Origin of the sequence: Micromonospora coerulea, assembly GCF_016598485.1 — a bacterium.
GTDB classification, from domain to species: Bacteria; Actinomycetota; Actinomycetes; order Mycobacteriales; family Micromonosporaceae; genus Micromonospora; species Micromonospora coerulea.
Window position 1 is genome coordinate 95,083 of sequence record NZ_JAEMUW010000019.1, and the last position, 13,260, is coordinate 108,342.

Here is a 13,260-nt window from a genome sequence, read left to right on the forward strand (position 1 = left end):
AGCCGCGACAGCACCGTGACCGAGGTCCACCCCGGCCACACCCTGTGCACCCCGCCCGGTGAGGAGCACTGGCACGCAGCCGCCCCCGACTGCTTCATGGAGTACATCGCGATCCTCGAGAACGGCGCCGACCCGGCCACCACCACCGTCTGGCTCGAGCACATCACCGACGAGGAATACAACGGCCCCCGACGGTCGCGCCAATGAAGGCAGCGAGCAGGCAGCGAGAGCATCGTCAAGGGCCGACAACGTCTGGCACGAGCAAGCGTGGCGGCCGTGTTCGGCAGCACGGGACAGCAACGGATGACACCTGATGGCGCTCCGCACCCGCGTTCACACCGAAGAAGTCACTGGCGATGTTCCAAACAGCCATCGCCATCGAAGTGCTTGAAGCAGAGGTTTCGGGCCAGCTCGTTGATCGCGCGCTGAAGCGGCGTCTGATGCTCGTCTTCGGGTAGGAAGGTCAACCAACCTTCGTCGAACGCGGCGTCAACAACCGCATTGGCATGTCGCTCGATGCGTCGCGCGTACTCGGCGTCGTAGTCCGGTTTGGGGGACATACGACTCCTCGGGGAGGGACCAATGTAGCTGTCGAGCGTCGTGCCCGATCCGTGCCCGATACAGCGGCCAACACGGGGACGCAGAGGCACACGACCTGGCAGGTGATCAACGCTCGGTAGTGACATCCAGATGATGTGACTACCCGCCGTGCAGATCAACACGATTCCCAAGCTGTCAGTCGACGTGCAGGATGGTCGCGTGGATGCCTGGCAGTCGATCGATGACCTCATCGTGCAACGGCGGATCCTGCCAGCGATGCAGGCCATCCGCGAGGCAGAGGGGTGCAGCCTGCACCGGGCAATCGACGTCTTTGCGGAGCGGTATGAACTCCTGCGACGGACCCGGCCAGATGACTTCACAGTCTCCAGTGAAGAGTACGGGCGCGGCGTCTACACCTGAGAGTCATGCGAGTGGGTGACTAGCTGGGTGACGACTGGGATGCACGCGGGCGGACGAGCACGGACGCCGGGGGGCCGTTGCAGCAGCTAACTGGGTATATGGCAACAGGTCAAGACACCGTGTTGGTTGCCCGGGGGGCTGCCCAGAGCGTCTCGCTCGGTCGAGAACGTGTTGGTACATGCCGCACACGGTAGAGACTGCCCACACTCGCCACGCGCCGGACATGACACGCCGTCAACGACCACGGGCCCGAGTACCCGGCCGGACAGCCTCGCGGCCCTGCCGGGCGGTCCAGCAGGCCGACCGCGGCCTGACAGCACGCGCGCTACGACTGGCGACGACGAGCACGAGCAAGGACGGGCGGCCGTGGACGCTCGCGGACCGTTTGGCCCGCTCGACCCAGACGCCCACGCAGCTCAGCCGCCGCTGACGTGCCGCACTCGTCGAGGTGGTCGGCGGTTCGTTGCTCACCGCGGTCGCGAAGGTGCTACTCGATTCCGGCCAGCCGAAGAGCATTCTCGAGCTGACGGAGCTTCGCGGTCGATAGAGCCCCCGCCCGCTCGATCAAGTATTCCCGCGTCAGGGTGACCAGCCACGTGCAAAAGACGCGGCCGCCGTGAGGAAGCGCGACGCGCACAACGCCTTCGTGCGGAAGCCCTTCGCGAGTTCCGATCTCCACTTCCACGCCCACACCACCGATGTCGGTGCCCGCGGAGGCAATGATCTGCTGCATCGCTCGGGGATCAGACGCCGCTTCTCCCGACAAGACCACGAACCCGCTTTTCTCATCGGTGGTTGCGGGGGCGACGATCTGCATCGCCCGGAACCCCTCGGGCGCCTGTTCTCCCGACAAGAGCACAACGGGGCGCTTCTCGTCGATGAGCGCCCACCACACCTCGCCGCGCTCCACTCGTCCTCCCAACGCAGGGCGGCCAGCGAACGCTAATGCGCCACGCAAGGCCGCCTGATCCCGCTGACGGTATCCCCGTCCTTCGGGCGCAGGCGCGAAACCTGCCGTGCCCACCCTGCACCACCAACATGGGAGTGCTCCAGCGGGATCCGCGGTCAGCGCACCCGGTCGAGGAAGTCCCGGGAGCGCTGCGCCACCAGGGCCGTCGCCGTCGCGTCGTACGACGGCAGCGAGCTGTCGGTGAACAGGTGCCGGTCGCCCGGGTAGACGAACAGCTCGGCCAGGTCGGACCCGACGATCCCAACCAGCTCGCGGGCGGCGTCGATGTCGCCCTCCAGCGCGAAGAACGGGTCCTTGTCCATGCCGTGGATCTGTACCGGGACCCCGTCGGGCCACGGCCCGAGGGCCCACTCGTCGGTGACGGGGAGGCAGGACTCGTAGAGCAGGGCGCCGCGGGCGCCGGGCCGGGTCTGGGCGAGCCGCTGCGCCGTGGCGGCTCCCCAGGAGAAGCCGGCATACACCAGGCCCTCCGGCAGGTCGGCCACCGCCCGGTCGGCGCGCTCGTCGAGCACCTGGTCCCCGATCCGCTTCGTGAGCGCGATGCCGTCGTCGATCGCCGCCGGTCGCTCCCCGTCGAACAGGTCCGGCGTGTGCACGGTGTGCCCGCCGGCGCGCAAGCGTTCGGCGAAGGCGCGCACCCCGTCGGTGAGTCCCTGGAGGTGGTGGAACAGAACGACGTGGGCCATCTCTACACTCCTGTCATCGGACGACAGTGATCGAATGATCCAGAATTTTAGAACGGTCGAGATATGTCGGTCAATGACCAGGTCCCGGACTACGACCTCGACGAGATGGTCGTGGTCACCGCGCCCGAGCAGCTGCGTGCGCTGGCCGACCCGCTGCGCGGCACCCTCCTGGAGCTGCTCCTCGAGCGGGCCGCCACGGTGAGCGAGATGGCCCAGGCGGTCGACCGTCCCAAGAGCAGCGTCGCGTACCACGTGAACCTGCTCGTCAACGCCGGCCTGCTGCGTGTGGTGCGCACACGCCGCGTGCGAGCGATCGAGGAGCGGTACTACGGCCGGGTCGCCCGCACGCTCTACATCGGGGTGCTGAACCGCCCCGAGGACAAGCAGGTGGTGGCCGCCATCAACGGGCTCTCGGAGGCGGCCGCCGAGTCCGCTGCCGCCCACGCGGCCGACGAGCTACGGTGCACGCTCGTCCACGCCCGCATCCCGGTCGAAGAGGTGCGGAACTTCTGGGCGGAGGTCCAGGAGCTCGCCCGCCGCTTCGCCCAGATCCCCCGGTCCGGCGATCAGGTCTACGGCTTCGTCGCCGGCCTCTACCCCACGAACGTGCCGACCCTCCCGGACGCCGAGCGCTCCCCGACCGACTGACGCGCCCCCTACCGACACTTGCGGGCGGTGGCGCCGGTGCCATTGCCCACGAGTCGGCGAGGAAGGCCACGTGTCCGCGCGAGTCGCGGTCAGGTGAAGCGTCATCGGCGGGGCAGCGCGAGATCCATGTCGAGCCAGTCGGCCAGATCCCTGATCTCGCACTCCACCGCGGCGGACATGGCCCCGTCGAAGGCCACATCCTCGTGGACCGCGTCGACCCGGAGCACCCCGGCCTTCCGGTCGGCGGTGGCGTCGAGCTTGCCGACCAGTCGATCGCCGTACAGGATCGGCAGCGCGAAATATCCGGACCGGCGCTTGCTCGCGGGCTTGTACATCTCCAGTTGGTAGTCGAACTCGAAGAGCTCGGTGGTGCGCCTGCGGTCCTGTATCAGCCGGTCGAACGGGGACAGCAACGCCGCGCGGCCCGCGAACGGCTGGGCCAGGTGGGCGGGGTCGACCCGCCACTGGCCGGGGACGCCCTCGACGACGGCCGGCTCTCCGGCGTCACCCACGTCCAGCGGCTCGACCGGGCACTCCGGTCCCCGGGCGCGCGCGATGCCCAGCGCGTGCAGCCGTCGTTGGTCGCGGACGCGGCGCGCCTCGTCGGAGGGGACCACCGGGTCGTCGGGGTAGACCCGGGTCGCCAGGTCCCACAGCCGGTCGCGGGCCCTGCGCCCGGCGATCGCGACCTCGCCCCGCCGCACCATGAACTCCAGCAGTTGGGTGACGTTGCGGTTGTTGGTCCACCCGGTCGACTTCCACGGCACCGTGCAGGTGTCCGGGAGCTCGCGCGAGGGCAGGGGCCCCATGGCGCCGAGCCGATCGAGGATGTCGCGCCGACACGCGTCGTTGGCCCGTACCCAATCCCGGTTGGCCTCCTGCCAGTCGCGCAGCTCTCCGCGACCGGGCCACCCGGCCATCTCCGCGCGGTACAGGGCGAGGTCTTCGCTCGGCCGGATCATCGCCCGAAGTTCGAGCAGGGCGCGGTCCGCGAGGGCGGCCGTCAACTGCGCCGGCGAGTACGACGAGCCGAGGCGACTCCACGCCACGAGATCGGCACTCGGCGCGATGGCGCCGGTCGGGTCGATCTGGAGCAGCGTCAGGTGGCGCACCACGTCGAGCAGGCCGGTCGGCCGCGGGCTGTCCAGCAGTTGCGCCCGCACGGCGATGCGGCGGGCGTCGAGGCGCGACAGCTCGTGGACGGCCACGAGCCGAGGCTAGACGACGGGTCCGACCGGGAGCCACCGCTGCGGTCGGAGTGCCCGGGACGGCAGCGGTGACCGTCAGGCCGCAGTGAGCGGCAGGGTGTAGCGAACGCCGGGGCGACCGTCGACGACGAGGTCCGACGCCGCCGTGAATCCGGCCCGTCGGAGCACCGCCATCGACGCCGGGTTGTCCCGGGTCGTGACCGCGGTCAGCGTGACGAGGCCGTACGCCGTGGTGGCGAGCCGGCACACCTCGCGTACCGCCGCCGTGGCGACCCCCCGGCCGCAGGCGCGCTCCCCGATCCGGTAACCCGGCTCCGCCGAGCCGTCCGCGACGTCCACCAGATTGACCCGGCCGATCAGCTCGCCCCGATGATCAAGGACGACGTGGAAGTGGATCAGGCCGGCGTCCTGTTCGGCCGCTCCAACCTGATCACCCGGACAGCGTACGGATGGCCGGGCGGCAAGGAACCGCGGCCGCGGACCGACCGGCCCGGCGGGTCAGGGCGCGGTCGGTTCACACTCCGCGGCGAACGTGTCGAAGGCGACGGTGACGGTGCCGTCGGCGTTGATCGTGCTGTGGTTCGTGATCCGGATCGACGCGTCGTTGCCCGGTCCCGGGCCGACGATCTGGAACACCAGTTGCTGGGTCGACGTGATCGGCAGTGACCCGGATCCCTGGTTGTAGACGAAGAGGTTGACCCGGGTGCTGACGTACCGGTCCCCGGTCGTCTCGCCGGTGCCGTGCACGCTCGACTGGGTCTCGACGAGGTGGACGTGGAAGCCCCCGGTCTCGTCGACGGTCACGTGGTACAGCTCGGAGATCGTGCCGTCGAGGTCGACGACCTCGCCCAGGCCGCCGTTGGCGCAGGGCAGGAAGAGGGACAGCTCCAGCGGGGCCCGGAGGATCCGGGTGGTGGTCTCCGCGGCGTACGCCGGCGCCGGCCCGGCCACCAGGACCAGCGACGGTGCCAGCAACGCTGCCGCCGAGGCGAGCCGGACCGGACCGGTGGCTCTGATCTTGTTCATGGCGATCGTCCTTCCGCGGACGTCCCGGCCGTGACCGACCGGGGATCACCCCGGAATCTGCTCGCGGTGGGTAAGAGTGTCAATACCGTACGCGTGTCGCGCCGGGATAATCCGGTTGTCGCCGCTGGCGTCCGTCGATTGGCTGGTGCCATGGCCGACGTCGACTCCTACTTCATCTGCGCCACGCCCCGCACCGGCAGCTCGCTGCTCTGCGGCCTGCTCGCCTCGACCGGGGTCGCCGGGCGGCCGGAGGCGTACTTCCGGGTGCCCGACGAGCCGGCCTGGGCCGGCCGCTGGGGACTGGACCCCACCGCCTTCGACTACGGCGACTTCGTGGCCGCGGCGCTGGCCGCCGGGCGGACGGGCAACGGGGTCTTCGGGGCGAAGCTGATGTGGGGAACGCTGGACCGGGTGGTGGACGGGCTGGCCACGGTCCACCCGGAGCTGGCCGGCGCGGACGACGTGCTGCTGCGGCGGGCCTTCGGGCGGACCGCCTTCGTGCACCTGCGGCGCGACGACGTGCTCGCCCAGGCGGTGTCCTGGCTGCGCGCGGAGCAGACCAACCTCTGGTACGTCGGCTGCCCGGACGCGAACGGCGCGGAACCCCGGTACGACCACGACGGGATCGACGACCTGGTCCGGACCATCGACGCGCACCAGGCGGCGTGGGAGGAGTGGTTCGCCGCGTACCAGGTGACGCCCCACCGGGTGCGCTACGAGGAGCTGGCCGCCGACCCGGCCGGGGTGACCCGGAAGGTGCTCGGCTTCCTCGGGCTCGAGCTGCCCGCCGGCGCGACGATCCGCCCCCGGCACCGGCGCCAGGCCGACGCGCTCAACCGGGAGTGGATCGACCGACACCGGGCCGGGGGGCGGCTGCCCGACTCCGACGGCTGATGGTGACGTTGCCCACGCCGCCCGGGCGTACGCCTAGCGGCAGGTCATTCGGCGTTGCCCGGCGGTTAAGGTGGGCGGGCGAAGTCGCTCCCTGACCGGGGTGCGGCTTCGTAGCGCTTCACGGGATCCGTGGAGCCCGGCCGTTCCGACGTTCTCCGGGCCAACCGCACCGGGACGGCTGCACCCCCACCGCCCTACCGGCACGTCCGGTGGGCCAACCCGGAACGGAGTAAGCCACGCCATGAGCGTGACTACGCAGGATCCTGCTGTCCCGGCCGAGCCGACGGAACCCGCCGAGCGCGGCCGTCTCGACCGCTTCTTCGAGATCACCCGGCGGGGCTCGACCGTCAAGCGCGAGGTGCTCGCCGGGCTCACCACCTTCGCGACGATGGCCTACATCGTCGTGCTCAACCCGCTCATCATCGGCACCGCGCCGGACGCCGACGGCAAGCTGCTCGGCATCGCTCCGGTCGCCGGGGTCACCGCCCTCGTCGCCGCGGTGATGACGATCCTGATGGGCGTCATCGGGCGGGTGCCGTTCGCGGTGGCGACGGGCCTGGGTCTCAACGCCTTCGTCGCGTACGCCGTCGCCTCCCAGATGACCTGGGCCGAGGCGATGGGCCTGGTCGTCATCGAGGGTCTGATCATCACCGTGCTGGTGCTGACCGGCTTCCGCAAGGCCGTGTTCCGGGCCATCCCCGCCGAGCTGAAGGCGGCCATCGCCGCCGGTATCGGCCTGTTCATCGCGCTGATCGGCTTCGTCGACGGCGGCCTGGTCCGGCGGGTGCCGGACGCCGCCGGCACGACCGTGCCGGTGCAGCTCGGCGGCGACGGCACGCTACGCGGCTGGACGACCGTGGTCTTCCTGGTCGGCCTGCTGGTCACCGGCATCCTGGTCGCCCGCAAGGTCAAGGCCGGCATCCTGATCGGCATCGTGGCGACCACCGTCGTCGCGGTGATCGTCAACGCGCTGGCCAAGCCGGGTCCGGCGTTCGTGGACGGCAAGCCGAACCCGACCGGGTGGCAGCTGAACGTGCCGACCCTGCCCGACCCGCTGATCAAGGCGCCCGACCTGCACCTGCTCGGCAACGTGTCGTTCACCGCGTTCGCGCACGTCGGCGCGATGACCGCCCTGCTGCTGGTGTTCACCCTGGTCCTCGCCGACTTCTTCGACGTGATGGGCACCACCGTCGGCCTGGCCAGGCAGGCCGACCTGGCCACCGCGGACGGCACCGACATGCCGCGGCTGGGCAAGGTGCTCTTCGTCGACGGTGTCGCCGCGGTCGCCGGTGGCGCCGGCAGCGCCTCCTCGGCCACCACGTACGTCGAGTCGTCCTCGGGCATCGCCGACGGCGGCCGGACCGGTCTGACCAGCGTGGTCACCGGCCTGCTCTTCCTGGGCGCGCTCCTGCTCACCCCGCTGGTGTCGCTGGTGCCCAGCGAGGCCGCCGGCCCGGCGCTGGTCGTGGTGGGCGCGCTGATGATCCGTCAGGTCAAGGACATCGACTTCACCGACGTCGGCGTGGCGGTCCCGGCGTTCCTGACGATGACGCTCATGCCGTTCACGTACTCGATCACCAACGGCATCGGTGCCGGCTTCGTCAGCTGGGTGGCGATCCGGGTGGCGCAGGGCAGGGCCCGCCAGATCCACCCGCTCCTGTGGGCGGTCGCGGTGGCCTTCGTGTTCTACTTCGCCATCAACCTGGTCAAGGCCGTCACGGGCGTCAGCTGACCGGCGTCGACGCGCCCCCGCTGCCTCCGGCCCGACGGCAGCGGGGGCGCGTCGTATCCGCCTCCCGGGCTATGGTGCCCGGGCGCCTCGCCGGGCGACCCGACTGCCTGCACGAGTACGGCCACCGCCAGTCCCCGCCGCCGGGTCGGCTGTCCACCCGGGTCGCCGATGAGTTTGCGGCGTCGTCGGCGTTACATCAGGTGTGCCCCGTCGACGATGGTCGCGGGACATGCCGACGAGTGACGGAGGAGTCAGGGTGAGCTACGCGGACGTCAACGGGGTGCGCCTCTGGTACGAGATCCACGGCACGGGCCGCCCGCTGGTGGCACTGCACGGCGGCTACGGCGCGGTGGAGATGTTCGCCGCGATCCTGCCCGCCCTCGCCGAGCGCCGGCAGGTCATCCTGGTCGACCTCCAGGGCCACGGACGGACCGCCGACGTGGACCGGCCGCTGCGCTTCGAGTCGATGGCCGACGACATCGCGGCGCTGATCGAGCACCTCGACCTGCCCGAGACGGACCTGCTCGGCTACTCCCTCGGCGGCGGGGTGGCGCTGCGCACCGCGATCCAGCACCCCGGCCTGGTCCGCCGGCTGGCCCTGGTCTCGTCGCCCTGCAAGCGGCAGGGCTGGTATCCCGAGGTGCTGGCGGCGATGGCGACGCAGGACGAGCGGGTCGCCGAGCAGATGCGCGGCACCCCGCCGCACGAGCTGTACACCCGGGTCGCCCCGCGCCCGCAGGACTGGCCGACCCTCTGGGTGAAGACCGGTGACCTGCTCCGCCAGGAGTACGACTGGTCGGCCGAGGTGGCCGCCCTCGCCATGCCTGTGCTGCTGGTCTTCGCCGACGCCGACTCGATCCCGGTCACCCACATGGCGGAGTTCTTCGGCCTGCTCGGCGGCGGGCACCGGGACGCCGGCTGGGACGGCTCGGACCGCCCCGCCGCGCGGCTGGCCGTACTGCCCGGACTGACCCACTACGACATCATCGGCGCACCGGCGCTGCCCGCCGCCGTCCTGCCGTTCCTCACCCACGAGGTCCGCTCAGTGGCCTGACCGCCCGCACCCGCCTCGTCTCGCCCCATCCCCACCGCCCCGAACCGGGTGGCGGGGATGGGGCGAGCCCCCCGGCCAGTTGGACGGCTCAGCCGGCGACGCCGCCTCCCCCGTCGATGCGCTCGGCGAGCCAGGGCAGCAGCGCCTCGCCCTGCGCCCGCTGGAACGCCCGGACCGTCGGGATGCCGGGCGGGGGCGGCTGCCGGGCCGCGTCGAGGAAGAAGCCGGCCAGCCCGGCCAGCACCCCGGTCAGCGCGGCCGGGTCCACCCCGGCGGTGAGCGGCAGGTCGCGCAGCAGCGCCTCGGTGTCGTGGCCGCCGTGCAGCCGGACGTTGACCAGCAGCAGCACGGTGTCCAGCCAGGACGGGCCACGGCAGGCCCACGGCCAGTCCACCACGGTGACCGTGCCGTCCGGGCCGACCAGCAGGTTGTCGGCGCGGACGTCCAGGTGGCACAGGGTGTCGCCGGACAGGGCGGCGAGGCCCCGATCCGCCGCCGCGCACAGCTCGGGCAGGTGCGCGCGGGCCCACGGCGCCAGGTCGGCGGGCGGGTCGGCGGCGATCCGGCGCCAGCCGGCGAAGTCCGGCCCGAGTTGCTCGGCCGCGGTGCGCACGGTCGGGACCGGCGTCGGGGTCAGCGCGGCGGCCATCGCGGCCAGGGCGGCCAGCACGCCGGCCAGTTCCTCGTGGCGCCACGGGGTGGCCGGGTGCCGGCCGTCGACGTCGGTGAAGACCAGGGCCACCCACTCGCCGTCGTCATGGCAGCCCAGCAGGCGGGGCGTCGGGGCGTACGGGGGCAGGGCGGCGGCGATCCGGGCCTCCGTGCGGTGCAGGTGCGGGCTGCGGTCGTTCTGCGCGGGGCTGACCGCCTTGACGAAGGCCCGCCGGCCGCCGGCGGTGCGGACCCGGTCGGCGGTGCCGGGGGAGTAGCCGCCCGGTTGGGACACCGCCTCGACGACCCGGTCGCCGAGGAGCTCCTCGACCGTGGCCCGCACCCCGGCCGGCAGGTCGGTCCAGCCGATCCGGGTCTTCATCGCGCTCTGCATGCGTCCACGGTGCTTCCGGCCCGGCACCCGGGCAAGCCGATTACCGGGGCGTCGTGGCGTAGCGGAGGATCACCGATGCCCCCCGACCCGACCGTTCTGGCCGAGCTGGGCCGCCTGGAGCCGCCCCGGGGGTACGCCGACGACTTCGAGGCCGGCTTCGACACCGATCAGGTGATTTCCGCCCTGGTGTCCCGGCTGGTCGCCGACGACTGCTTGATCGACGCCTTAGGTATGTCCACCGGCGCAGTGGGAAACCGCCCCGGGACGCACCTGGGGAGGAGCGACGGATGACGGATGGCGCCGAAATGACCATCGGTGTGCTCGGCTCGTACGGGGGCCGCAACCTCGGCGACGAGGCGATCCTCAGCGGACTCCTGGCCGACCTGCGGCACCACGAGCCCCGGGCCCGGATCATCGTCTTCTCCCGCAACCCCGCGCACACCTCCCTGGCCCATCCCGACGTCGAGGCCGTGCCCTGGGAGGGCGTCAGCCGGGCCGACTCCGCCCTGATCCTGGGCGAGCTGGACCTGCTGATCCTGGGCGGCGGCGGGATCCTCTACGACCGGGAGGCCCGTCGTTACCTACGGGTGGTCCGGGTCGCCCAGGAACGCGGCCTGCCCCTGCTCACGTACGCGGTGGGGGTCGGACCACTCAGCGACGGGGTGGACACCGGCATGGTCCGGGAGACCCTCGCCGGGGCGATTGAGGTCACCGTCCGGGACCAGGAGTCCCGGATGGTGCTGGAGGAGGCCGGACTGACCAACCCCATCACGGTCACCGCCGACCCGGCGTTCCTGCTCCAGCCCGAGGAGTTCCCGGAGAGCTGGCTGCGCGAGGAGGGGGTGCCGGCGGGCAAGCAACTCGTCGGGTTGAGCGTCCGGGAGCCGGGCCGCGCCGCGGAACGGCTCGACGTGGACGGCTACCACCGGCTGCTCGCGCAGATCAGTGACTTCCTGGTGCACCGGATCGACGCGTACGTCCTCTTCGTACCGATGGAGCGCGACGACATCCGGCACTCCCACGGGGTGATGTCACACATGATCGCCGCCGAGCGGGGCCGGGTCCTGCACGGCGACTACTCGCCCCGCCAGGTCCTCGGGCTGATGCGGCACTTCGACCTCGCCGTCGGCATGCGGCTGCACTTCCTGATCTTCGCCGCCATGGTGGGTACGCCGTTCCTGCCGCTGCCGTACGCCGGAAAGGTCTTCGACCTGGCCCAGCGGCTCGGGGTGCCGGCGCTGCGCGGCGTGGAACGCGAGGTGGAGGGCCCGCTGCTGGCGGAGGTGGACCGGCTCTGGGACGAACGGGAAACGCGCGCGGCGGAGACCGCCCGGCGGGTGGCCGAGGTGTGCGAGCAGGCCCGGGGCACCTCCCACGTCACCCGGGGAGTGTTGGAGAGCATCCGGTCCCGGGGCCTGAGCCGGATCAACGCGGGCTGAGCCGGGCGGGTCAGACCGCCGGCCCACGGAAGGTGTAGATCCACGGCCGGCCCGCCGCGTGGTCCGACTCCAGCTCGTAGATCTGCGCCTCGGCCAGCCCCTCCGGGCCGAGGTGGTGGTGGGTCAGCGGCGGCCGGCCGTTGCTGTCCAGCTCGACGGTGACGGTCTCGCCGTCGGCCGTCCCGCCCACCAGGGGGATCTGCACCGTGGATGCCATGGGCCCATCCTGCCCCGGAGATCGCCGGCCCGCAGCGGATAGCGGGCCAGCGCGCTGGCCGGAACGGGGCTAGGGTCCGAGCACCCTTGCCGGCCTGCTCAAGCACCTGGCGCTGGTGGAACGGAACTGGTTTCCCTGCCTGCTCGCACCGGAACCCGGCGACGTCTACCTGACTACGGAGGCGGAGGCGGAGGCCAGCTTCACCCTGGACGCCACCGAGACCGTCGATCGGCTCGCCGTGGCGTACGCCGCGGCCTGCGCCCGCTCCCGGGCGGTGGCCGCCCGCTTCGACCTGGCCGACGTGGTGCCACCCCCGCAGCTCGGCGAGGTGTCGTTGCGCTGGATCATGGTCCACCTGATCGAGGAGACCGCCCGACACGCCGGCCACGCCGACATCCTGCGGGAGCTGACCGACGGCGAGACCGGCGCGCTCTGACCGGCCCCGGGCTCAGTCCCCGGGCAGGAGGCCGGCCGGGTACTCCATCCCGTCGTGGGTGCAGGCGGCGGCGGCGACCCGGGCGGCGTACCCGGCGGCGCCGGTCAGGGTGGCGCCGCGCCGGCGAGCGGCGATGACGCCCGCGGCGAAGGCGTCACCGGCGCCGTTGGTGTCGATCACCGCGGCGGGTGGGGTCGCCGCGGGCACCCGTACCGGGGGCGCTTCCCGGGTGTGCAGGGTCGCGCCGGCCTCCCCACCGGTCACCACGACCGTTCGGGGCGCCAGCGCCGCCGCGACCGACCCGGACCGCGCGGCCAGCCGGACGCCGCTGACGAAGACCAGGTCCGCCGCCTCGGCGAACGGGCGGTGGTAGGGGTTGTCCCCGTCCCAGTCGTGCAGGTCGGTGGAGAGCGTCGCGCCGGCGGCGAGCCCGGCGCGCACGGCCGGCAGCACGTCGCGTGCCCAGTCCATGATCGACACGTGCACGTGGGCGGCGTCCCGGACCAGCGCGGTGAGCGCGTCCGGCGGGAACGGCGGCGGCCCCTGCCAGGGGCGCGGGTCGTAGAGGGACATCCGCCGGCCGCCGTCGTCGACCAGGCTGACCGACCGGCGGGTGCCGGCCGGGGCGTCGGCGAGCACGGCGTGCACCGAGGTGCGGGCCAGCGCCGCCCGGACGACGTCGCCGGCCGGGTCGGCGCCGAGCACGTCCACCAGGGCCACCCGCAGCCCCAGCGCGTGCGCCGCGAGCGCCACCCCGGCCCCGGTGTTGCCGATCCGCAGGTCGATGGGGGGCACGGTCAGCGAATCCGCGGCCGGCAACGGCAACGCGGGCACCCGGGTCCGCACGTCGACCCCGAGGCCGCCGATCACCAGCAGATCGAACATGGCGCCGACAGTAGCCGGCCGGGGCCGCCTATCCTGGGCCCGGGCGTCGACGAGGGGGAG

At 72.3% G+C, this 13,260-nt stretch carries 16 protein-coding genes and 2 pseudogenes; 9 read left to right on the forward strand and 9 right to left on the reverse strand.

Annotated features, from left to right (window positions below):
• The first annotated feature begins 15 nt into the window (after positions 1-15).
• Entirely contained in the window at positions 16-207 is a 192-nt protein-coding gene (locus I8N68_RS23340; protein ID WP_200214026.1) for a cupin domain-containing protein, read from the forward strand.
• Positions 208-347: 140 nt separating this feature from the next.
• Here the strand turns inward: I8N68_RS23340 and I8N68_RS23345 are convergent, their stop codons facing one another.
• Positions 348-560, reverse strand: coding sequence for a hypothetical protein (locus I8N68_RS23345; protein ID WP_200214028.1), 213 nt, complete (start codon positions 558-560; stop codon positions 348-350).
• Between the two features lie 148 nt (positions 561-708).
• On the opposite strand from I8N68_RS23345, the gene I8N68_RS23350 reads away from it, so the two are divergent.
• On the forward strand, positions 709-960 hold the full coding sequence (locus tag I8N68_RS23350) for a hypothetical protein (RefSeq protein WP_200214030.1): 252 nt from the start codon (positions 709-711) through the stop codon (positions 958-960).
• A gap of 487 nt (positions 961-1,447) precedes the next feature.
• On the opposite strand, the gene I8N68_RS23355 is transcribed toward I8N68_RS23350, so the two are convergent.
• Complete coding sequence (locus tag I8N68_RS23355) at positions 1,448-1,870, reverse strand: type II toxin-antitoxin system PemK/MazF family toxin (protein ID WP_200214040.1); 423 nt, start codon at positions 1,868-1,870, stop codon at positions 1,448-1,450.
• A gap of 155 nt (positions 1,871-2,025) precedes the next feature.
• Complete coding sequence (locus tag I8N68_RS23360) at positions 2,026-2,616, reverse strand: dienelactone hydrolase family protein (RefSeq protein ID WP_200214042.1); 591 nt, start codon at positions 2,614-2,616, stop codon at positions 2,026-2,028.
• A gap of 63 nt (positions 2,617-2,679) precedes the next feature.
• On the opposite strand from I8N68_RS23360, the gene I8N68_RS23365 reads away from it, so the two are divergent.
• The gene (locus I8N68_RS23365; RefSeq protein ID WP_200214047.1) at positions 2,680-3,264 is read left to right on the forward strand and encodes a winged helix-turn-helix domain-containing protein; all 585 of its coding nucleotides are present in this window, start codon (positions 2,680-2,682) and stop codon (positions 3,262-3,264) included.
• Positions 3,265-3,365: 101 nt separating this feature from the next.
• Here I8N68_RS23365 and I8N68_RS23370 read toward each other — a convergent pair whose 3' ends face one another.
• The 3 genes and pseudogenes from I8N68_RS23370 to I8N68_RS23380 all read right to left on the reverse strand — a co-directional run bounded on the left by I8N68_RS23370 (position 3,366) and on the right by I8N68_RS23380 (position 5,498).
• Positions 3,366-4,472: a DNA glycosylase AlkZ-like family protein gene (locus tag I8N68_RS23370; protein ID WP_200214070.1), complete on the reverse strand. Its 1,107-nt coding sequence runs from the start codon at positions 4,470-4,472 to the stop codon at positions 3,366-3,368.
• Between the two features lie 75 nt (positions 4,473-4,547).
• Positions 4,548-4,874 (reverse strand): annotated as a pseudogene (locus I8N68_RS23375) (GNAT family N-acetyltransferase); the annotation flags it as partial.
• 96 nt (positions 4,875-4,970) lie between these two features.
• The gene (locus tag I8N68_RS23380; protein ID WP_200214072.1) at positions 4,971-5,498 is read right to left on the reverse strand and encodes a hypothetical protein; all 528 of its coding nucleotides are present in this window, start codon (positions 5,496-5,498) and stop codon (positions 4,971-4,973) included.
• A gap of 150 nt (positions 5,499-5,648) precedes the next feature.
• On the opposite strand from I8N68_RS23380, the gene I8N68_RS23385 reads away from it, so the two are divergent.
• From I8N68_RS23385 to I8N68_RS23395, 3 genes are all read left to right on the forward strand, one after another.
• A complete protein-coding gene (locus I8N68_RS23385; RefSeq protein ID WP_200214075.1) occupies positions 5,649-6,392 on the forward strand; it encodes a Stf0 family sulfotransferase in 744 nt (247 codons plus the stop codon).
• A 241-nt stretch (positions 6,393-6,633) separates the two neighbouring features.
• On the forward strand, positions 6,634-8,124 hold the full coding sequence (locus I8N68_RS23390; RefSeq protein WP_200214078.1) for an NCS2 family permease: 1,491 nt from the start codon (positions 6,634-6,636) through the stop codon (positions 8,122-8,124).
• A gap of 256 nt (positions 8,125-8,380) precedes the next feature.
• Positions 8,381-9,178, forward strand: a complete 798-nt coding sequence (locus I8N68_RS23395; protein ID WP_200214081.1) for an alpha/beta fold hydrolase — start codon at positions 8,381-8,383, stop codon at positions 9,176-9,178.
• 88 nt (positions 9,179-9,266) lie between these two features.
• On the opposite strand, the gene I8N68_RS23400 is transcribed toward I8N68_RS23395, so the two are convergent.
• Positions 9,267-10,223: a phosphotransferase gene (locus I8N68_RS23400; protein ID WP_200214091.1), complete on the reverse strand. Its 957-nt coding sequence runs from the start codon at positions 10,221-10,223 to the stop codon at positions 9,267-9,269.
• A 75-nt stretch (positions 10,224-10,298) separates the two neighbouring features.
• On the opposite strand from I8N68_RS23400, the gene I8N68_RS23405 reads away from it, so the two are divergent.
• Together I8N68_RS23405 and I8N68_RS23410 are read left to right on the forward strand one after the other, a co-directional pair.
• Entirely contained in the window at positions 10,299-10,514 is a 216-nt protein-coding gene (locus tag I8N68_RS23405) for a hypothetical protein (RefSeq protein ID WP_200214094.1), read from the forward strand.
• Positions 10,511-11,662 (forward strand): polysaccharide pyruvyl transferase family protein, encoded by a 1,152-nt coding sequence (locus I8N68_RS23410; protein ID WP_200214097.1) that lies wholly within the window; start codon positions 10,511-10,513, stop codon positions 11,660-11,662. The genes I8N68_RS23405 and I8N68_RS23410 overlap by 4 nt, the downstream gene beginning before the upstream one ends.
• Positions 11,663-11,672: 10 nt before the next feature.
• Here the strand turns inward: I8N68_RS23410 and I8N68_RS23415 are convergent, their stop codons facing one another.
• Positions 11,673-11,879 (reverse strand): DUF8847 domain-containing protein, encoded by a 207-nt coding sequence (locus I8N68_RS23415; protein WP_200214100.1) that lies wholly within the window; start codon positions 11,877-11,879, stop codon positions 11,673-11,675.
• Positions 11,880-11,958: 79 nt separating this feature from the next.
• On the opposite strand from I8N68_RS23415, the pseudogene I8N68_RS23420 reads away from it, so the two are divergent.
• A pseudogene (locus I8N68_RS23420) lies at positions 11,959-12,315 on the forward strand (mycothiol transferase); the annotation flags it as partial.
• Positions 12,316-12,327: 12 nt separating this feature from the next.
• On the opposite strand, the gene I8N68_RS23425 reads toward I8N68_RS23420, so the two are convergent.
• Positions 12,328-13,200 (reverse strand): carbohydrate kinase family protein, encoded by an 873-nt coding sequence (locus I8N68_RS23425; protein WP_200214104.1) that lies wholly within the window; start codon positions 13,198-13,200, stop codon positions 12,328-12,330.
• Positions 13,201-13,260 lie beyond the last annotated feature (60 nt).

What these genes read in the sequence shown, in the direction of transcription:
- I8N68_RS23380 (WP_200214072.1), bottom strand. Translation starts at nt 5,498, where the DNA reads ATGAACAAGATCAGAGCCACCGGTCCGGTCCGGCTCGCCTCGGCGGCA.
- I8N68_RS23345 (WP_200214028.1), bottom strand. Translation starts at nt 560, where the DNA reads ATGTCCCCCAAACCGGACTACGACGCCGAGTACGCGCGACGCATCGAG.
- I8N68_RS23405 (WP_200214094.1), top strand. Translation starts at nt 10,299, where the DNA reads ATGCCCCCCGACCCGACCGTTCTGGCCGAGCTGGGCCGCCTGGAGCCG.
- I8N68_RS23385 (WP_200214075.1), top strand. Translation starts at nt 5,649, where the DNA reads ATGGCCGACGTCGACTCCTACTTCATCTGCGCCACGCCCCGCACCGGC.
- I8N68_RS23425 (WP_200214104.1), bottom strand. Translation starts at nt 13,200, where the DNA reads ATGTTCGATCTGCTGGTGATCGGCGGCCTCGGGGTCGACGTGCGGACC.
- I8N68_RS23410 (WP_200214097.1), top strand. Translation starts at nt 10,511, where the DNA reads ATGACGGATGGCGCCGAAATGACCATCGGTGTGCTCGGCTCGTACGGG.
- I8N68_RS23400 (WP_200214091.1), bottom strand. Translation starts at nt 10,223, where the DNA reads ATGCAGAGCGCGATGAAGACCCGGATCGGCTGGACCGACCTGCCGGCC.
- I8N68_RS23415 (WP_200214100.1), bottom strand. Translation starts at nt 11,879, where the DNA reads ATGGCATCCACGGTGCAGATCCCCCTGGTGGGCGGGACGGCCGACGGC.
- I8N68_RS23360 (WP_200214042.1), bottom strand. Translation starts at nt 2,616, where the DNA reads ATGGCCCACGTCGTTCTGTTCCACCACCTCCAGGGACTCACCGACGGG.
- I8N68_RS23365 (WP_200214047.1), top strand. Translation starts at nt 2,680, where the DNA reads ATGTCGGTCAATGACCAGGTCCCGGACTACGACCTCGACGAGATGGTC.
- I8N68_RS23390 (WP_200214078.1), top strand. Translation starts at nt 6,634, where the DNA reads ATGAGCGTGACTACGCAGGATCCTGCTGTCCCGGCCGAGCCGACGGAA.